The organism is Pelovirga sp. C15f, from assembly GCF_057178085.1.
In genome coordinates, this window is the sequence record NZ_JBXUCV010000001.1 from 618,482 (window position 1) to 637,911 (window position 19,430).

15 protein-coding genes and 1 tRNA gene are annotated in these 19,430 nt (G+C 52.5%); 5 read left to right on the forward strand and 11 right to left on the reverse strand.

Annotated features, from left to right (window positions below):
• From AC1931_RS02975 to ispH, 3 genes are all read right to left on the reverse strand, one after another.
• On the reverse strand, window positions 1–3,514 hold a 3,514-nt coding region (locus AC1931_RS02975; RefSeq protein ID WP_483875738.1), incomplete at its 3' end, for a beta-ketoacyl synthase N-terminal-like domain-containing protein.
• Entirely contained in the window at window positions 3,511–5,121 is a 1,611-nt protein-coding gene (locus tag AC1931_RS02980) for a PfaD family polyunsaturated fatty acid/polyketide biosynthesis protein (RefSeq protein WP_483875739.1), read from the reverse strand. The genes AC1931_RS02980 and AC1931_RS02975, both read right to left, overlap by 4 nt.
• A gap of 9 nt (window positions 5,122–5,130) precedes the next feature.
• Complete coding sequence (gene ispH / locus AC1931_RS02985) at window positions 5,131–5,985, reverse strand: 4-hydroxy-3-methylbut-2-enyl diphosphate reductase (protein WP_483875740.1); 855 nt, start codon at window positions 5,983–5,985, stop codon at window positions 5,131–5,133.
• A gap of 677 nt (window positions 5,986–6,662) precedes the next feature.
• On the opposite strand from ispH, the gene AC1931_RS02990 reads away from it, so the two are divergent.
• Window positions 6,663–7,553 carry a homocysteine S-methyltransferase family protein gene (locus AC1931_RS02990; RefSeq protein WP_483875741.1) on the forward strand — a complete coding sequence of 297 codons (891 nt, stop codon included), beginning with the start codon at window positions 6,663–6,665 and terminating at the stop codon, window positions 7,551–7,553.
• 180 nt (window positions 7,554–7,733) lie between these two features.
• Here AC1931_RS02990 and AC1931_RS02995 read toward each other — a convergent pair.
• The 3 genes from AC1931_RS02995 to AC1931_RS03005 form a co-directional block, all read right to left on the reverse strand.
• A tRNA-Gly gene (locus AC1931_RS02995) sits at window positions 7,734–7,808 on the reverse strand.
• Window positions 7,809–7,924: 116 nt separating this feature from the next.
• Window positions 7,925–8,515, reverse strand: coding sequence for a CDP-diacylglycerol--glycerol-3-phosphate 3-phosphatidyltransferase (gene pgsA, locus AC1931_RS03000; RefSeq protein WP_483875742.1), 591 nt, complete (start codon window positions 8,513–8,515; stop codon window positions 7,925–7,927).
• Entirely contained in the window at window positions 8,512–9,066 is a 555-nt protein-coding gene (locus AC1931_RS03005; RefSeq protein ID WP_483875743.1) for a transglycosylase SLT domain-containing protein, read from the reverse strand. The genes pgsA and AC1931_RS03005 overlap by 4 nt, the downstream gene beginning before the upstream one ends.
• 146 nt (window positions 9,067–9,212) lie before the next feature.
• Here AC1931_RS03005 and nadB point away from each other — a divergent pair, with 146 nt between their 5' ends.
• From nadB to AC1931_RS03020, 3 genes are read left to right on the forward strand one after another with little or no spacing between them, the layout of a single operon-like run.
• On the forward strand, window positions 9,213–10,856 hold the full coding sequence (gene nadB, locus AC1931_RS03010; protein WP_483875744.1) for an L-aspartate oxidase: 1,644 nt from the start codon (window positions 9,213–9,215) through the stop codon (window positions 10,854–10,856).
• Window positions 10,857–10,868: 12 nt separating this feature from the next.
• Window positions 10,869–11,144, forward strand: coding sequence for a chorismate mutase (locus AC1931_RS03015; RefSeq protein WP_483875745.1), 276 nt, complete (start codon window positions 10,869–10,871; stop codon window positions 11,142–11,144).
• A 2-nt stretch (window positions 11,145–11,146) separates the two neighbouring features.
• Window positions 11,147–11,356, forward strand: a complete 210-nt coding sequence (locus AC1931_RS03020; protein WP_483875746.1) for a hypothetical protein — start codon at window positions 11,147–11,149, stop codon at window positions 11,354–11,356.
• Window positions 11,357–11,453: 97 nt separating this feature from the next.
• Here the strand turns inward: AC1931_RS03020 and pyrE are convergent, their stop codons facing one another.
• From pyrE to AC1931_RS03045, 5 genes are read right to left on the reverse strand one after another with little or no spacing between them, the layout of a single operon-like run.
• On the reverse strand, window positions 11,454–12,005 hold the full coding sequence (gene pyrE / locus AC1931_RS03025; RefSeq protein ID WP_483875747.1) for an orotate phosphoribosyltransferase: 552 nt from the start codon (window positions 12,003–12,005) through the stop codon (window positions 11,454–11,456).
• Window positions 12,006–12,058: 53 nt separating this feature from the next.
• The gene (gene purF, locus AC1931_RS03030; RefSeq protein ID WP_483875748.1) at window positions 12,059–13,468 is read right to left on the reverse strand and encodes an amidophosphoribosyltransferase; all 1,410 of its coding nucleotides are present in this window, start codon (window positions 13,466–13,468) and stop codon (window positions 12,059–12,061) included.
• A 36-nt stretch (window positions 13,469–13,504) separates the two neighbouring features.
• Window positions 13,505–14,323 carry a phosphoribosylformylglycinamidine synthase subunit PurQ gene (locus AC1931_RS03035; RefSeq protein ID WP_483875749.1) on the reverse strand — a complete coding sequence of 273 codons (819 nt, stop codon included), beginning with the start codon at window positions 14,321–14,323 and terminating at the stop codon, window positions 13,505–13,507.
• 1 nt (window position 14,324) lies between these two features.
• Entirely contained in the window at window positions 14,325–17,303 is a 2,979-nt protein-coding gene (locus tag AC1931_RS03040) for a phosphoribosylformylglycinamidine synthase subunit PurS (RefSeq protein WP_483875750.1), read from the reverse strand.
• 42 nt (window positions 17,304–17,345) lie between these two features.
• A complete protein-coding gene (locus AC1931_RS03045; RefSeq protein ID WP_483875751.1) occupies window positions 17,346–18,137 on the reverse strand; it encodes an MBL fold metallo-hydrolase in 792 nt (263 codons plus the stop codon).
• Between the two features lie 262 nt (window positions 18,138–18,399).
• On the opposite strand from AC1931_RS03045, the gene gap reads away from it, so the two are divergent.
• Entirely contained in the window at window positions 18,400–19,401 is a 1,002-nt protein-coding gene (gene gap / locus AC1931_RS03050) for a type I glyceraldehyde-3-phosphate dehydrogenase (RefSeq protein ID WP_483875752.1), read from the forward strand.
• Window positions 19,402–19,430: the final 29 nt, after the last annotated feature.

Consider the following 19,430-nt stretch of genomic DNA (forward strand, 5'->3'; position numbering starts at 1 on the left):
CCGGCAATTCAGGCAGACGTTCCTGCAGAGCCGAAAGAATTTCAACCCGCTTGATCGAGTCGATCCCCAGATCAGCATCCAGGGACATCCCCAGCTCCAGCATCTCCACCGGATAGCCGGTCTTCTCGGCAATAACGTCAAGCAACCCGGTCGTAATATTGCCTGCGAATGTGCCGACAGTCGGCAAACCATCAGACACGGTCGCAGCCGTCACCGGGAGGGCAGTCGATTCGGGCCGCGCTGGTTGTTCAGCATCCGGAGAGGCAACAGCTGATATCATTTCCCCAGATTGCTGAACTAAGTGATTATCGACCTGGGCGTCCGACGGCACAGCGGGACTGCTTGAAATTCCGCTGATCAGCTGCCGCTGCTGCTCAACCAGCTGCATGAAAGATCGGGTTGCGGCCTGCTGCCCTTCGAGAAACTGCTGATGGAGTTTGGCCGTCTGTTGTGAGATTGTCTGTAAGGCCTCAATGTTCTGCTGGGTCAGGCGCAAGGCCGCCGATAATCCGGCACCCTGAGCACGTGCCTGTTCAGGTTGGGCTTGCGTTGTTGCTGGAGGCCGACTTTGTTCGGGCATGGGTATTTCCCTCTGCTGTCCTTGCGGCCGGGATGCCTGGGTAACGCTGTCCTCGGCCATTTTCTGCAGCCGCGGTGGTCGCGGTTGCGGTTTATTGAAATGGTTGGCACCTGTCAGGGTGACGGTTAGCCCTTTCTTCCTGACCGGTTGTTGCGCAGCTTGCTCAAGGACATTTTCATCCCAGGAGGTCAAAGCAATATTGACCCCAAGGGCAGCTAGTTTTGCCAACAGACGGGCCAGATCAACCAGGGCACAGCGTTTGCCATTAGAAGAATCAAGCGCCAGGGTTTGAATATCTTTACCCTTGAGGATGGTCCTGACCATGCCACTTAAACGCGCGCCCGGGCCAACCTCAACGAAGATACGCAGGCCATCGCGATACATGGATTCAATTTCTCTGACAAAATCGACGGGACTGGCCAGTTGTTGCGCCAGCAGTAACCTGAGTTCACCAACGGCCTGTGGGTAGCGGTCCCCAATGGTATTCGCATAGACCGGAAATTCCGGCTCTGCCAGGGTTGTGGTTTCCAGCGCCCGGGCAAAAGGTTCGGCCGCCGCCGCCACCAGGGGGCTGTGAAAAGCCGCCGCCACACTCAATGGTGTACAGGAAATACCTTGCTCGGAAAGTGCCGTGCGGGCGCGCTCGATTTCAGCATGGGAGCCGGATAACACGCCCTGTTCTGGAGTGTTACGGTTAGCCAGTACCAGGTCGAGGTGTTCACTCTTGATAAACTCACTGAGACGGTCCAGCGGAGCCGACACCGCCAGCATGGTGCCACGCTCGGAGCCTTTCGCTGCCATCAGTTCTCCACGCAGACGTGACAGCTGATGCAGATCGGCAGCACAAAAAACGCCGGCATTGCATAGGGCAACCAGTTCACCATAACTGTGTCCGGCAGCCGCACGTGGCGATAAACCAAAACGTTGCAGCACGGCAACGCCGGCACACTCGACGGCGCCCAGGGCCGGCTGGGCGACCTCAGTGGCACGTAAAGCACTGACAGCCGCCTCCTGCTGTTCCGATATGTTAACCGGGCGGGGATAAATCAGATCGGTCAGGGTCCGGCGCGGAACCTGTGCGTTTTCCGCAAAAACCTGATCCGCTTGGCTGATCGCTTGTTGAAATTCCGGAAATTGCAAGGCCAGGGCTTTGAGCATACCCGGGTACTGCGCCCCCTGTCCGGGATACAGAAAAGCGACATCCTCTGCGTGGCCTGCGGTTGAGAAATAGATACCATCCGGAGTTTCACGCCAATCTGTTGTTTGCTGATCGAGCACGGCAACAGCAGCATCAATGCGCTTGCCGATGTCCATCTTTTCCCCTACGGTCCCACGCTCAATCACCATCACCAGCCGACACGCGGCCTGGCGCTCAAAGTCAAGGCGTCGTTGGGCTGCCAGCAGACGCAGCTGCTGCCACTGTGTATTTCGAGGAAGCGCCTGCAGCTGTTTTTTCAACGCGCCCTTGTCATCAGCAGAAAATGGCAGGATCTGTACATCTCCAGTCCAGTCGACCTCGCTTTTTTCTTCTTTGTACTCCTCCACCAGACAGTGAAAATTGCTACCACCAAACCCCAGGGCACTGACTGCAGCTCGGCGGGGGTGATTCCCGGACGGGAACCAGGGTCGACACTCGGTGTTAACGTAAAAGGGGGAGTCCTTTTCAAGCAACACAGGGGCAGGTTGTTGCACCTTGATGGTCGGCGGCAATACCTTGTAATATATGGCCAGCGCTGCCTTGATCAGTCCGGCGGCACCGGCGGCGGCCTTGGTATGGCCGATCTGGGACTTGATGGAACCCAGTGCACACCAGGGTTTTTTCGCTGGTCCGTAGACCTGGCGCAGCGCATTGACCTCAATGGCGTCACCCACTTTGGTGCCGGTCCCATGCCCCTCGACCAGCTCAATCGTGTCGGGAGTTGCCTGAGCTTGCTCGTAGGCGCGTAGCAGGGCCTTGGTCTGTCCCTGAGCGCTCGGCTCATAGATTGCGGCACCGCGACCGTCACTGGAAGCGCCGATCCCCTTAATGACTGCATAGATACGATCACCATCGCGCTCGGCGTCTGCCAGGCGCTTGATAACAACAACCCCCAACCCTTCACCCAGGGTCGTACCGTCGGCATCATCAGAGTAAGGTTTGGCATGTCCTGAAGGAGACAGGGCCGGCGTTTTACTGAAGCAGGTATACATGAAGATGTCGTTAAAGGTATCAACCCCGCCCGTAATCACCATGTCGGAACGCCCGGCGGCAAGCTCCAGAGCCGCAAGGTTCAGAGCACTTAAAGAACTTCCGCAAGCGGCATCAACAACACAATTGGTACCGCCAAAATTGAAATGCTTGCTGATTCGTCCTGCTACCACATTACCAAGCAACCCTGGAAAGGAATTCTCCTGCCAGGGCACATAGGAGTCGGAAATCCGGGCCATGACATCAGCAGCCGTCTCCTCGTCGACTCCGGCTTCAGCCAGCGCCTGCTTCCAACGCGGATACCCTAAACGGGCGCCTAGGGGCACGACCAGTTCAAGGGTTCCGGTCACCCCGAGAATAACACTGACACGATCACGATTATATTCTTTGCCGGTACCGTAACCGGCATCATGGAGAGCCTGTTCCACCGCCAACAAGCCCAACAATTGTGATGTATCGATCGCTTCCAGGGCGTTAGGCAATATCCCGTAATCCATCGGGTTAAAACTGACCGGAGACAGAAAACCACCCATTTTGGCGTAAACCTTATCGGTAGTTTTGGGATCGGCGTCGAAAAAGTCGTCGGCTCGCCAGTGACTTTCCGGAACCTCGCGGATACTGTCGACACCGGTCTTTATGTTGGTCCAGAACTGCTGTGAATTCTCGGCATCAGGAAACATGCTGCCAATGCCGACAATCGCCAGCGGTGTCATTGTCGATCCTGTCGTTTGCTGATCGGTTTTCAACTGAGAAACTCCTTGATCTGCTCAACCGGCAATGGGACGGCAGTCGTTGTATCGACACGATATGCGCCCCACTGCTGCTTAAGTAAACGTACACGCTGCAACACCGCAGCGCCGAAAAGAATATTAAATGCAACCGGAACAACCTTACGGGCGGCGGTCGGTTCTAAAAAACTCCCCTTGACCCACTCGTTAAAAGCCCCCATGGCGGGGCCACACCAGATCTGATAGTCAATTTTCCGATCAGCAATCCCCTGATTAGCCCATACCGGTGTCTGTCCCAGGTACCAGCGAAAGATCAGTGCCATCTTGTATTTTGGATCGTTAAGGGCTTTTTCTACCTGGCGTGGATCTCGGGTCTGAAAGTAGTTTTGGGTCTGTTCCCAGACAGTTTCCAGTGGCACTTTGAAAAAGGTCTGTTCAATTTTCTCCCGCTCGGCCGGCGGCAAGGCGTCAATACTCTCATAAGCACGGTAAAGATCGTAAAGTTTGTGGGCGCGGATCGCAAACATGGTTCCGCGCTTGACCACCTGCACCTTGACCCCCATTTCAAACATATCACCCGAAGGAGCCATGGTAATATCCGCCTGTCGGGTTTCAGCCAGCATCTGCCGCACTGAATCGCAGGTTCCAGACTCGACACAAGCCTGGTTTACCGTCCCGGTGACCAGATAATCGGCACCCATAGCAAAAGCGGCTGCCGCTGCAGACGGGGTAGCTATGCCGCCGCCCAGGCCAATACGCAACGGCTGGTAATAACCATAGCGTTGCTGCATCTGATCTTTTTGGGAGAGCAGGGTCGGAAACAAAGACAGGGCCGGACGATTATCGGTATGACCACCTGAATCAGCCTCTGCCGTGACATCCTGAGCCATGGGAATCTGTTCGGCGAGTTGTGCCTGCTCTTCAGACAAATCACCAGCAGCCACCAGCTGTCGCAGCAACTTTTCTGGTGGTGGCGCAAAAAAACGGGCTGCCACTTCTTCGCGCGAGACCTTGGCAATCATCCGGTTGGGGGCAACGACGTTACCCTGACCATCTCGGTGAATACCATGGGTGCGATAACGCACCAGCGGCAAGGTCAAACCTAAAAATGCCGAGGCCTCAATCAGCTTGATGCCACGACGCAAATACAGTTCAACCAGGGCTTTTTCCAGCTCCGGTTCGGTCGGGCTATGAATCAGGTTTACACCAAAGGGGATACCCGGTCGATGCTGCTGCAGCTCATCAATAGCCGCTTCAACCTGTTCAAAGGAAAGCCCCGCAGAACCGAAAAACCCAAGCATGCCGGCCCCACCCAACGCCTTGACCATGGCAACCGAGCTGATCCCCTTGGCCATCGATCCACCGACATAGGCGTATTGTAGACCGTGGTCGAGGCAGAAAGAGCGACTTCCCAGAGAATCCAGTGAACAGGCAGGAACCAAGCCGCAAATATTTTCTGCTTTAATGCTGGTGGTGGCCGGATCTTCAACGACATGTAACTGGCCGGCTGATTTAATCAGCCACAATGGCCGGGAAACAGCGCGTAACAGGTTAGATACATCTATTGATGCAGGGTGGGAAGATGTGGCAACAGGGTTGCCGCTGCTCAAAGAAGTGAAGCTCACAAAAAACTCCTACAGGGATTCCAGCAACGACTGAATATCATCAACAATCTGTTTCGGGGTCGAAGCCCCGGCAGTCAGGCCGACGTTGTGATAACAACGCAACTCATCCAAAGGCAATTGCGCCGCCGTCTCAACGTGCAATGCTTTTGTGCCGTGCGACTCGATCACCTGAGCCAGCCTCCGGGTGTTGCTGCTTTCATAGCCGCCGGCAACAATCATAAAATCAACCTGCTCGGCAATGCGAATCGCCTCGCCCTGGCGCTTTTTCGTCGCGTCACAGATCGTATGCAGCACCGTCAGGTCGAGATCCTTACGCCCCGCCAGATTGGCACTGATCTCATCAAAAATCCCTTTGTCCTGAGTAGTCTGGGCAGCAAGGCAGTATTTTTTATTAGTATCAAGACGTTGCGCCCGACACTGTTCCAGGTTGTCAAAAACAAAAGAGCCTGACGCAGCATAACTTAACAGACATTTCACCTCAGGGTGAGTTTGTTCTCCGTACAGCAGGAGAATACGATCATCTGCCGTGTGCTGTTCAATCAGCAGACAGGCATCTTTAACTTTCGGGCAGGTTGCATCGACGACACGGATACCGCGATCAATCAGAGACTGCTGAATCCTTTTGGGAATACCATGAGCACGAATAACGACGGTAGATCCGGGAGGAATATCGTCAGGTGATTCAGCCGTAATCACCCCTTTGGCAGAATATTCCTCAACGACCTGTGGATTGTGAATAATCGACCCGAGGATATAGATATTATCACTAAAAGTGCCTTCTTTTTCGATCATTTCATCGAGCTTCCGCAGGGCCAGACTGACCCCCATGCAAAAACCGGCACTTCTCGCCCTCACAACGTTCATCTTCTTCAGTCGCCTTCGCCTATGTCCGCAGAGTCAACGGTTGTCATTCAAGCTATTCGCAATAATTAATAGACAAACTGCATCGTCAACAAATCGAGCATTATCCCATCAAAAGTTTCTACATGGCAAGAGATATTGGGCTTTTTTTGCAGGATAACATGAGAAAATCGCAGGGGAAGTGACAGAAGTGAATCACAGCAGGGATCCCGGCAACTAACGCTGCTTGGTGACAACATTATTTTATCCTTACAGTCTGCAGTCTCATGGGATTTCTTGGCTGCTAACACCTTCTTCAGATCCGGGCGAAACCGTCGCTCAAGACGACGGAGTTATTTATCATGGCTTGCGCAGGGATGGGATAAAAGGTGGTGACGACGCTGAAGATGTGAATAGTTCGATAATAGTATTTTTAACTGACAGAGCACGTCACCATCAAACCAGATTGTCATCACAAAAAACTTTTTTATTTTTTCACCGCCCCCCTTGCCTGGCCACTGCGATTGGGGTAATGTTTATACACAAGGGGGCTCAAGCAGCTTCCTGTAACCCCGTCGCCCCACCCCCCCTCCGGTGCGACGGGGTTTTTTATTTGCAGACCATTTAATCCAGGCCCCTGGCAAATAACGACAGACTGGATCACAAGCTGTTGCTATCATTAAATCTCAAGGAGGTAGAACGTGAGCAGGATTACCCTTCTGGATGGCGGCATGGGACAGGAAATGCTGCGCCGCTCGGGTGACCGGCCGACATCCCTGTGGTCAACACAGGTGATGGTTGATCATCCGGGCCTTGCGCAGGCGGTGCATGGTGATTACTTTGCTGCCGGAGCCACCTTTGCCACCACCAACAGCTATGCATTGCATCATGACCGACTGGAGGCCACGCCACTGAAAGGACGCCTTGGGGCGCTGATTGATCTGTCCCTCGCCGAGGCCCAGGCAGCGCGCGCTGCCCACGGCAAAGGACGAATCGCCGGCAGCATCGGGCCGCTGAACGGGAGCTACCGACCCGATATCCATCCGCCCCACAACCTAGCGGTATCACTCTATGCCGAAGTAGCAAAGGGGCTGGCCAAAGGCTGTGACCTCATAATCTGTGAAACCGTGGCTTCTGTTGCCCATGCCCGGGCGGTCCTGGAAGGGTCCTTGTCAGCGGGGCTCCCTGTCTATCTATCGCTGACTGTAGATGACGATGATGGCACCCGTCTGCGCTCAGGCGAGCCTTTGATTGATGTATTGGAGGCTGGGCAGGATGCCGACGCGATCCTGATCAACTGTTCCGTCCCTGAAGTGATTCCCGCAGCGCTTGATATTCTAGCACGGGGGAACAAACCTTTTGGCGCCTACGCCAACGCCTTCACCCGGATCCCGCAGGAATTCCTTGACCCCAAGGTCACCGTCGACACCCTGTCAACCCGCCTGGATCTGGGTCCCAAGGCCTACGCCGACCACGCAATGCGCTGGGTCAGACAGGGTGCCACCATTGTTGGTGGTTGTTGCGAAGTAGGGCCGGCGCATATAAAAAAACTGGCGTTAAGGTTGCGTACCACAGGACATGAGCTGATCTGAATAAGTCGTAAATCAGTGCCGGGGGAGACTGCAATCAAGCGGTTTTCCCCGTCACTGTTTACCTGGAATTTTTTAAATACATCACAGTCTTAGGAAAGCTTACAGAAGATCCAGCAAAAAAGGTTTTCAACGTTCAAATAAAAAAAGGAGCCAGATTTCGGATCTGACTCCTTTTTATTATGGAGCGGGAAACGGGATTTGAACCCGCGACTTCAACCTTGGCAAGGTTGCACTCTACCACTGAGTTATTCCCGCGTTAGTGGTGTCTGCCGCTACAGCGGATGTATGTATAGCAAAACGCTTTAAGGAGTGTCAATAAAAAAACCGGTTTTTTTATTTTAGAAATTAATCTTTAGATTTCAACGTGTTATCTAGCGAGCAAAGATCTTGAAAAATTTTGCGAAGTAATCAACCCCTGACCAGATTGTCAGGACCAGTGAGATATAGAAAATAATAATTCCGACATGATGCATCGAGGCATAGAGAAAGTCGAACTGAACACCAAAAAACCAGTAATATTGATAATGAAGCAGTAAAATAACCAGAGCAATCATCTGAAAAATAGTCTTGTATTTCCCCAAAGGACTGGCATCAATAACGATACCCTCAGACGAGGCGATGGAGCGGATACCGGAAACGATAATGTCGCGGGCAAGAATAATGAACACCGCCCAGGCCGGTACACGGTCCAGAGGAATCAACATGATCAGAGCTGCCATGACGATCAGCTTGTCAGCCAGCGGATCGAGAAATTTTCCCAGCACCGTCACAACTTCCCATTTGCGCGCCAGATACCCATCGAGCCAGTCAGTCAAGGACGCCGCAAGAAAAACCATGGCGGCCCAGAAACAAGCTTGCTTCGATTCAAACATCAACAGAACGACCACCACTGGAACGGCAACAATCCGCGACAGGGTCAGCATATTAGGAAGGTTCAACAGTTGTTGATAGGTTGAGGTCACCGTTGGTTTCCGTTCAATTGATAATGATTCATATAGTACCTTACTCGTTTAACATAATTGACGGTTTCTTCATAGGGGGGAATTCCACCAAACCTGCGCACGGCTCCAGGGCCGGCATTATAGGCAGCCAGAGCAAGATCGAGATTATCAAAGGTATCGAGCATTTTTCGCAGATACATGGCACCGCCAAAAATTGATTCAGAAGGATCAAAAGGATTACGGACGCCGACCTCACGAGCCGTCTCCGGCATCAACTGCATCAGGCCCTGTGCTCCTTTGCGTGACACAACATGCGGATCAAAGTTACTTTCGACCTTGATCACAGCCATCAACAAGAAGGGTTCAAGCTGAAAACGTTGCGCGTAATGACCAATAAGGGTTTCCACCCGGAAGGTTTCCCCTTCCGAACGATAGAGACGGTACTTACCACTATCAGGAACATTGGTATAATGAATCTTGCCCTGTGCATCGACATAGCGGTAGATCGCCGCATCAGCGCAGGCCGAAAAGAATATCAACAGCAGGAATAGTGTCTTAGCCCTCAGTATCATGAGATTTTTATAACTTTTGCCTGTTTTCGTGTCAAGCTGCATTTTTCGCTGCCGTCAGGTCGGGCTTGAGGTTGACAAGGATAATTAGCAACCGGATAATGACGCCGGCATTCCCTCCGGATAGAGAGTCCAAGGAGCTTACCCGTATGAAAATTGTCAGCGACTTTCTGGTTATCGGCACCGGCATTGCCGGCCTCACCTACGCCCTCAAGGTTGCTGACCAGGGCACGGTTGCGCTGGTAACCAAGCGTGAAATCGATGTATCCGCCACTCAACTGGCACAAGGAGGGATCGCTTCGGTCTTTTCAACCGAGGACAGTTTTGCAGATCACGTCCGCGACACGATCGTTGCCGGCTCCTATCTGTCCCACCCGGATATTGTTGATCTGGTGATCAACTCCGGCCCGCAAGCGATTCACAACCTCATCGACTGGGGGGTGAAGTTTAGTCGCAACGAAAACCAGCAATATGACTTGACCCGCGAAGGCGGCCACAGCTTCCGTCGGATTCTCCACGCCAAAGACTCAACCGGACGGGAAATCGAACGCGCCCTGGTTGAAGCGGTGATGCAGCATCCGAATATCAGTATTTATCAACATCACATTGCCGTTGACCTGATTACCGCAACCAAGGCAGGAATTGTTTCTTCTGATAAAAATCAGTGCCTCGGAGCCTATGTCCTGGATAAGAACTCCAATGCTGTTGTGACTTTTGGAGCACGCTTCACCGTTCTTGCCACCGGGGGTGCCGGCAAGGTCTATCTCTACACCTGCAACCCGGATATCGCTACCGGCGACGGGGTGGCCATCGGCTGGCGAGCCGGTGCCCATGTTGCCAACATGGAGTTCATGCAGTTCCACCCAACCACACTGTATCATCCTCACGCCAAATCCTTTCTGATTTCTGAAGCTGTGCGAGGTGAAGGTGCCATCCTGCGGCGTGCCGATGGCTACGCCTTCATGGCGGATTATCATCCGCTAAAAGATCTGGCGCCGCGCGATATTGTGGCCCGTGCCATCGATAATGAAATGAAAAAATATGGGGATGATTGTGTCTTTCTCGACATCACCCACAAAAGCCCCGACTATATTATTGATCATTTCCCCATGATCCATGAGACCTGTCAGGGTTACGGTATTGACATGAAGGCCGAACCCATACCAGTGGTTCCTGCTGCTCACTACCTGTGTGGCGGCCTGCAGGCAGACGCCAACGGCGAGACCAATATCACTAATCTGTTTGCCATCGGCGAAGTTGCCTGTACCGGATTGCACGGAGCCAATCGTCTGGCCAGCAACAGTCTGCTTGAAGGTGTCGTCTTTGCTGAACAGGCCGCATCTCTGTGCCTTTCGCGTCTCGCACACACCCCGCCGCCGACATCATCCATTCCCGCCTGGGACTCAGGTGCGGCTACCGACAGCGACGAAGAGGTTATCGTTGCCCACAACTGGGATGAAATCCGCCGCTGCATGTGGAACTATGTCGGCATTGTGCGTTCCGACAAACGGCTGCAACGTGCCATGAATCGCATCAAGCTCATCCAGCGTGAAATCAACGAATACTATTGGAACTTTCTTCTGACATCTGACCTTATCGAGCTACGCAATATCACCACTGTTGCCCGGTTGATCGTTCAAAGCGCCTTGATGCGCAAAGAGAGCCGTGGTTTGCATTACACGATCGATCACCCGGAAAAAGATGATGAGAATTTTCTCCACGACACCATCATCAGGGGATTGAATACGACCACCAAAGAGTCAATGAGCCAGACTGTCACCGCGACCAAATAAAAGGATTACATCTTGGATATCGACAAACTAAGAGAACGGATTAATCAGCTGGATGACCAGTTGCTGCGTATCTTCAATGAACGCGCTGCCCTGGCGGTACAGATCGGTGAAGTCAAAAAAGAGTTAAACCTTGCCATCTATGACCCCAAACGCGAAAAACTGATTTTTGAACGGATGCACAAAAACAACCCCGGCCCCCTTGATAACGCTGCCATCGTCAGACTCTTTGAACGGGTAATCGATGAAAGCCGCAGCCTGGAAAGAACTCACGCCAGAGGGAGCAAATAAAGATGCTGGTTATCATGAAAAAACGTGCCACTGAAGAGGAAGTTGAGCAGGTGAAGGAATTTTTAGTGGACCAGGATTGTGATTTTCATCAATCAACAGGCGTCGACCGCATTATCCTCGGCGTCGTCGGCGACACCCGTCGCATTGATCGTGTGCGCCTGAAAAACCTGACCGGCGTACTCGATATCTATAAAATCCCGAATGAGGAGTAAAACAAAGGCAGAATTCAGAATATAGAATTCAGAATACAGAAGGAAAAAGCCTAGCGGCCTCAAATTCCATATTCTAAATTCTATATTCTGCTTTTCCCTACCCAACAACCTCAGACTTGGTAAACACGGCCCGCAATACCTGACCCGCCCCTTCAATCATCTCGCGGGCGCCTTCTTCGCGATCGACCAGGGTAACGATTCCGGCAACCACCAGCCCCTCTTCCTGGGCACGTTCCACCGCCTTTAATGATGAGCCACCGGTGGTGGTGACATCCTCAACAACAACAACGCGGGAACCGGGCGGGAGATTTTTGCGACCTTCCAGCCACTGACCGGTGCCATGGCCTTTGGGCTCTTTGCGAATGATAAATGCGTGTACCGGCGTGCCGTCCAGAGCTGCGGCAATGGATGTTGCCGTGGCAATGGGGTCCGCTCCCATGGTTAATCCGCCAACACCATCAATCCGGCCACCGAAGGTCTTGACCTCTTCCCAGAAGGCCTTGCCGACCAGCAGGCCGCCACGGGCATGCAGGGTAGTTTGTTTGCCATCAAAATAAAAGTTGCTTTTGCGCCCGGAAGCCAGTGTAACTTCTCGTTCTTCGTACGATAATTCACAGATAATGGCTTTTAATTCCTCTTTTACGCTCATCGATAACTCCTCGAATCCAGATCAACTATTACGTGCTAGATTGCTGTTTTTTATTAAAAAAGTCCCAACTGGTTTGACTCCCTTAAACGTGGAAACTTGATCGGATAATTACCACTGAAACAAGCTTCACAAAAATCGATTTTGTGATCTCCAAACTGTGCCAGTGCTGCATGCAGACCCTCAAGATTTAAATAACAGAGCGAATCGGCGGTAATATAACGCGCAATCTCATCAATGGTATGAGAGGCAGAGATCAGTTCTTTTCGTGATGGAGTATCGATACCATAAAAACATGGATAACTGGTCGGTGGGCTGGAAATCCGCACATGAACCTCACGGGCGCCGGCATTGCGGATCATTTTGACAATTTTGCGCGAGGTCGTCCCCCTGACAATCGAATCGTCAACAACAATAACCCGTTTGCCTTCAATCACTTCACGGATGGGATTGAGCTTTAACTTAACGCCGAAATGGCGAATCGATTGCTGCGGCTCGATAAAGGTCCGCCCGACATAGTGATTGCGAATCAATCCAAGCTCAAAAGGAATACCTGACTCCTCCGCATACCCCAGGGCAGCAGCCATACCTGAGTCCGGCACAGCCATAACCAGATCAGCATCAACCGGATACTGACGTGCCAACTGCCGCCCGAACTCCTTACGGACCGGATAAACCATGCGGTTGAAAATCCGGCTGTCAGGGCGTGAAAAATAGATATATTCAAAAATACAAGGGGTATTCCGGGTTTCCTTTGGAAAAGGAAAGTAAGATTGCATGCCGTTTTTGTCGATCACAATCACCTCGCCCGGCTCGACCTCACGGATATATTCCGCTTCAATCAGGTCAAACGCACAGGACTCAGAGGCAACGACAAAGGCGCCGTCGAGTTTACCCAGACTTAACGGGCGAAAACCATTGGGATCACGCACGGCAATCATTCTGGTTTCAGTCAGAATAGCTAAACTGTAAGCACCCTTAACCTGCATTAGAGCTTCACACAAACGCTCCACCAGGGAATCTGACTGGGAACGGGCGAGCAGATGGATAATGGTTTCCGTATCTGAAGTTGTGGAAAAAATCGAACCACTTTTTTCAAGAGAGTTACGTACCTCCTGGGCATTTACCAGGTTGCCGTTATGGGCTACGGCGATACTGCCGCGTGAGTAATCCACCACGATCGGTTGAACATTTTTCATGTCGTTACCGCCGGCGGTTGAATAGCGCACATGGCCGATTGCCGAGCGCCCCGGCAGACGTTCAAAAATATCATCCCGGCGAAAGACATCGGCAACCAGTCCCATGCCCAGATGTGATTTCAGGTTCAGCCCGTCTGAGGCGACAATGCCGCAACCTTCCTGCCCCCGATGTTGCAAGGCATACAGCCCGAGATAGGTCAGATTGGCGGCTTCCGGATGTCCGAAAATACCGAAAACACCGCATTCTTCGTGAAGTTTGTCAAACATAGGACAGCTTAAAACTCCCTTGCCGGGTTCACAATATTAAAGAAGATCGGTAGCAATAAAATCCACCGCATTCCGATACAACCCAAGCCCTATCCCCTCTTCCGGTAAATTTTCCCGGGTCCAGCGCGGATGATGGGTACGGTGGAGATAGGCCTCAGGGTGCGGCATCAGACCAAAGATTCTTCCCGACGGATCGCAAATTCCGGCGATCGCAGCGACGCTACCGTTGGGGTTGTCAGGATAATCCAGAGTTGGCTGACCGGTCGCATCAGCATAGCGAACAACGATCAGGTTTTCTTGTTCCAGCCGTGTCAAGGTTTCCAGCGAGTCGGTAACAAATTTACCTTCACCGTGGCGTACCGGCAGGTAGACATCGGTCATTCCCCGGGTATAGACACAGGGAGAGCTGCTGTTAACATGCAGGTTGCACCAGCGATTTTCAAAACGTCCGCGATCATTGAAAGTCAGGGTGCAGTTTTGGCGGACATTGCCATCAAACAAGGGCAGCAGTCCCATCTTAACCAGCAGTTGGAAACCGTTACAAACCCCCATGACCAACTTGCCGGCAGCAACAAAACACCGCAGATCATCAGCCAGCGATTCCTCCCGGCCGGCGACCCGGGCATGGGCCAGGCGATTGGCACCGGCTTTGGCGCTACCTAAGTCATCACCATCAAGAAAGCCACCGGCCAGGTTGAGGAAATGATAATCTTCAAGCCGGACGCGGCCGGCCAGTAACGCCGAGACATGCACGATATCGGTATCCGCACCAGCCAGACGACAGGCATGAGCAACTTCCCGCTCACAGTTGGTGCCGTTTCCGGATATAACAATTGCCTTGACCCTTGCAACCATCTCACATCTCCTTCAAAGGCGCCTGCCAGGCACTCTTCAAACGATCCAGCGGGGCCTGAACAATAACAGTATCGGCACCGGCACAAACCTTCAGTTCGGGGATTTCAACCACCCTGCCGATCAGCGCAAGGCTTTGTCCCTGGAACAGTTTTTCAAATTTCCCTTGATGTTGTGGGTGAACCGTCACCAGCAAACGACTCTGGGACTCGGAAAACAGCAGCTTATCGGTACGCAGATCCGACGGCGCGTCGACCAGGGCCAGGTCGATATCCATACCAAAGCCGCCGGCAAAAGCCGATTCCGCCAGAGCGACCCCAAGCCCGCCATCGGAAAGGTCATGACATGAAGCCAGCAACCCCTGTTGCTGAGCCAGATTCAGGGTGCGATAGCGCTGCAATGCCGTCACCGCATCAACCTTGGGGACATTGGCGCCCAGATGTCCAAACTGAGCGTAATATTCAGATCCTCCCAGTTCATCCGCGGTACGACCGACCAGATAAACCAGATCGCCGGGTTTCTTGACATCCATGGTCACTGCCAGGCGCACGTCAGCGATCTTACCGATGACGGAAAACAAGACTGTCGGCGGTATTGAGATCTTGCGGTCGCCGATCTGGTAATCGTTCTTCATCGAATCCTTACCGGAGATCAACGGCACCCCAAAGGCGACGCAATAATCGTAGAGAGCCTGATTGGCACGCACCAACTGGGCCGCCTTATAAGGCCCATCGGGAGTTTTTTCACTTAAAACCGGATCGCACCAGCAGAAGTTATCAAGCCCGGCAACATGCTCAACATTGCCCCCGGTCGCCACATAATTGCGCAAACCCTCATCGATAGCGCAGGCCATCATGTGGTAGGTGTCGATATCACTGTAAGAGGGACAGATACCGTGGGCAACCACCACCCCTTCAAAACTGTCGAGGAGCGGACGAAAGACAGCAGCGTCCGACGGACCATCATTGCGTGCGCCGGTCAACGGTTTAACCACGGTGCCGGCCTGCACTTCATGATCATAACGGCGCACCACCGATTCCTTGGAACAGATATTCAGGCGTCCGAGCAGCAGTGTCAGTACCTCATTATAATCGGCTGGTACGGCGATCGCAGGCTCACTCACTAATGGTGGTGTCCACTTGGCGGGAAGCTGCATCTGCGGCACCCCGGCATGAATAAAATCCATTGCCAGGCAACAGACGGTCCGACCTTGATAAAGACAATGGAAATAGCCACTGTCAGTAAAAACCCCAAGGTCCGTCGCTTCAACATCCATCTCATTGGCCAGCGCGATAAAATCATTCAGTTTTTCTGGTGGTACCGCCAGAGTCATGCGCTCCTGCGCTTCGGAAATGAGGATCTCCCAAGGACGCAACCCCTGATATTTTAGCGGGGCACGATCCAGATGTAATTCAAAACCGCCGGTATCTTCAGCCATTTCACCAACAGAAGAAGATAAGCCGCCGGCACCATTATCGGTGATCGAATGATAGAGACCACGATCACGCGCCAGCAGCAGGAAATCAAACATCTTGCGCTGGGTGATGGGATCACCAATCTGCACCGCCGTAACCGGCGAACCTGCATGCAACTCTTCTGATGAAAAGGTCGCCCCATGAATTCCGTCCTTGCCGATACGGCCACCGGTCATCACGATATGATCGCCGGCATGAACTTTTTTCTCGTGACAGGGCTTGCCATGCAGCAAACGTGGCATCAGCGCGGCCGTACCGCAGTACACCAGCGGTTTGCCGGCGAAACGCTCATCAAACTGGATCGAGCCGTTGAGGGTAGGAATACCGCTCTTGTTGCCGCCGTGTTCGACCCCCTCGACAACTCCTTCAAAAATCCGCCGCGGATGCAGCAACCGTGGTGGCAACGGCTGATCATAAAAAGGCGATGCAAAACAGAAGACATCAGTATTAAAGATCAAGCGGGCACCCATGCCGGTCCCCATGCCGTCACGATTAACCCCGACAATCCCGGTCAGGGCACCACCGTAGGGATCAAGGGCACTGGGAGAATTATGGGTTTCAACCTTGAATACCAGGCTCCAGTCGTCATTAAATTCGATAACCCCGGCATTGTCCTTGAATACCGACAGACAGAAGTCCTTTCCTCCGAGATTTTTGCGCACCTGTCGAGTCGCACCGACGATAAATGTTTTAAACAAAGAATCGATCTGCTGCTCACGACCTTGATCATCTTCGTAAAAAACCCGTGCCGCAAAAATCTTGTGCTTGCAGTGTTCGCTCCAGGTCTGGGCGAGGGCTTCCAGCTCCACATCGGTGATCTTGGCACCCAAACCACAGTTTTGACGCTGGTCAATCACTTCAGGATCGCTAAAATGATCACGGATCGTATGCATCTCTTGCAGCGTCAGGGCGAGCATGCCGTCGCGGCTGATCTGCTGCAGCTCATCATCACTGACATTCAAATCAATCTGCCGGACTTCGGCAGACATCTTACCTACAACCCGGGGAATGACATCACTATCAATAGCCGGTTCGTTCTCGCCACGGGCCAGGACAGTCCAGCGTTGAATCAGTTTGTTAGCGAGCAGATCGGCAGCGATCTTCTCTGCGCTGACCTTGTCATGCAACCCTGTGAACAGGTATTGAGTGGAAGTATAAACGCCCTCTTCCGGTGTAAATGCTCGACCAACCAGATACTGGATCGCCTCTTTGGCAGTGCGCCCGGTATTATCGGTAACCCCGGGACGAAATCCGACTTCGATCAGCATATCGTAGTCACGGGTAAGCGACCGATTGATAGCAACATCCTGAATTACCGGATCGCTGAATGGACCACGCGCGGCTCGCTCTATATCGGCGTCGGAAAGCGCCGCATCGACGGTATAGACATCATGGGTACGGACAGATTCCAGCTCAATACCCAGATGCTCGGCAATATCTTTGTGTACCCGATTACCTCGAGCATCGGTGACACCGGCCTTGGGGCCGACAATTATCTTCCAGATCATGTCAATGACTCCGTGACATTAAACAAAACAGGGTTGAGCTTCCTAAGAAGGAATGACAATCGCGCCGGTATCATTAAAACACGCGCTGATTCGGGACTGGCAACCAACAATCACCTGGGTCTGATAGACTTTATCCCGAACAAACTGTTCAAAGAGGGATGAAACCAGGTTGGTACAGTTATTGTCTTCGCTCAAATGCGCCAGGAAAAGAGCTTCAAGACCCGGCCAGCCGATATCTTCCAGTAGTAGACAGGCCTGCTCATTGGAGAGGTGACCGTGACGACTGCGAATACGTTGTTTCAGAGTCCACGGATAAGCACCATCAATCAACATCTGTTCATCGTGGTTGGCTTCCAGTATCAGCACCCGGCACTGTCGCAGACAATCGGCAATCAGGCGGGTAGCGATTCCCAGATCAGTCGCATAACCAATCTTTCCTTCCCGGGATTCGATAGTAAAACCGACAGGATTGACCGCGTCGTGGGTCGTGGAGAAAGAAGAAATCAGCAGGTTGTGCAGTTCAAAGCTGTCACCGGCATTAAACTCACAGCACTGAGGAATCGTACCTAGCTGTGTCATGACCGAACACGTCTTGCTATCAACGTAAACGGGCAACTGATGGCGCCGTGCCAACGGCCCGATGCCACCGACATGGTCGTGATGTTCATGGGTGACCAGGATGGCATCAAGTTCATCGCAGCACAGACCAAGATTCGCCAGACGCCGCTGCGTCTCCTTGCCTGACAACCCGGCGTCGATCAGCAGTCGGGTGTTATCCACTTCTATAAGGGTACTGTTTCCACGACTTCCACTGGCCAGCAAACAGACGCGCACTGTTTTATGTGTCCTTTCATCCCCATGCAAGCGTTGTCCTTATACCGAAAACAGCCGCTTGCCGCAACCATAAACTGTTATGACATTTTTCTCCAAAGAGCGGGAAATAGATAGTCAAAATGGACTTTTTTATGTATCTTGATGGTCGATAAAAAACAACGTCAAGGCATTTCAACATAGGGGTTCAACGAAAGAGTTCCTTTTTTTCGTCCACTAAGTATACCCTTACATCTTTTATTTATTTGTCCCAAGGAGGAAATTAATGTCTGTGAAAGTTGCGATTAACGGATTTGGACGTATTGGCCGTAATGTTCTGCGGATTGCTGCCCAAACAAACAGTCTGGATGTTGTCGCCATCAACGACCTGACCGATGCTGCCACCCTGGCTCATCTGTTCAAATATGATTCAGTTCACGGCACCTTTGCCGGCGAGGTCAGTACTGACGGTGCAAACCTGGTAGTGAATGATAAAAAGATCCAGATCCTTTCCCAGCGCGATCCCGCACAACTACCCTGGAAAGAGCTGGGCGTTGACATTGTTATCGAATCAACCGGCATTTTCAGTGATCGTGACAAAGCAGCCATACACCTGACTGCCGGCGCAAAAAAAGTTATCGTCACCGCCCCCGGCAAGGATGCTGATGTTACTATCTGTATGGGGATCAACGAAACGGATTACCAGAGTTCCCACCAGGTTATTTCCAACGCCTCCTGCACCACCAACTGCCTGGCTCCGGTCGCCAAGGTGCTGCTGGAAAACTTCGGCATCGTTCGTGGGATGATGACGACCATTCATGCTTATACCAACGACCAGAACATCCTCGATCTTCCTCACAAGGATCTGCGCCGCGCCCGTGCCGCCGCTATGTCAATGATTCCGACTACCACTGGCGCCGCCCGCGCAACCGCGCTGGTTCTGCCGGCACTCAAAGGCAAGCTTGACGGCATGGCGATCCGCGTTCCTACTCCCAACGTTTCCCTGGTTGATCTGGTGGTCGAAACGGAAAAAGAAACCTCCATTGAAGAGGTTAATCGGGTGATGAAGAAAGCTTCTGAAAATGAGCTCAAAGGAATTCTCGATTACTGTGAACTTCCTCTGGTCTCCCGCGACTTCAACGGCTCACCCGCTTCATCGACCCTTGATGCCCTCAACACCAATGTGATCGGCGGCAAAATGGTCAAGGTGCTGACCTGGTACGACAACGAATGGGGATATTCCCACCGCGTGGTTGACCTGGTCAACTATGTCGCCAAAAAGCAGTAAAAAGTCTTGGTGAGACAATTGGAGAGTTA

Bases quoted from the DNA above. Each gene is read 5' to 3' on its own strand.
- ispH (WP_483875740.1), bottom strand. From the start codon at position 5,985: ATGAACGTTGTGAGGGCGAGAAGTGCCGGTTTTTGCATGGGGGTCAGT.
- AC1931_RS03005 (WP_483875743.1), bottom strand. From the start codon at position 9,066: ATGATACTGAGGGCTAAGACACTATTCCTGCTGTTGATATTCTTTTCG.
- nadB (WP_483875744.1), top strand. From the start codon at position 9,213: ATGAAAATTGTCAGCGACTTTCTGGTTATCGGCACCGGCATTGCCGGC.
- AC1931_RS03020 (WP_483875746.1), top strand. From the start codon at position 11,147: ATGCTGGTTATCATGAAAAAACGTGCCACTGAAGAGGAAGTTGAGCAG.
- pyrE (WP_483875747.1), bottom strand. From the start codon at position 12,005: ATGAGCGTAAAAGAGGAATTAAAAGCCATTATCTGTGAATTATCGTAC.
- purF (WP_483875748.1), bottom strand. From the start codon at position 13,468: ATGTTTGACAAACTTCACGAAGAATGCGGTGTTTTCGGTATTTTCGGA.
- AC1931_RS03035 (WP_483875749.1), bottom strand. From the start codon at position 14,323: ATGGTTGCAAGGGTCAAGGCAATTGTTATATCCGGAAACGGCACCAAC.
- AC1931_RS03040 (WP_483875750.1), bottom strand. From the start codon at position 17,303: ATGATCTGGAAGATAATTGTCGGCCCCAAGGCCGGTGTCACCGATGCT.
- gap (WP_483875752.1), top strand. From the start codon at position 18,400: ATGTCTGTGAAAGTTGCGATTAACGGATTTGGACGTATTGGCCGTAAT.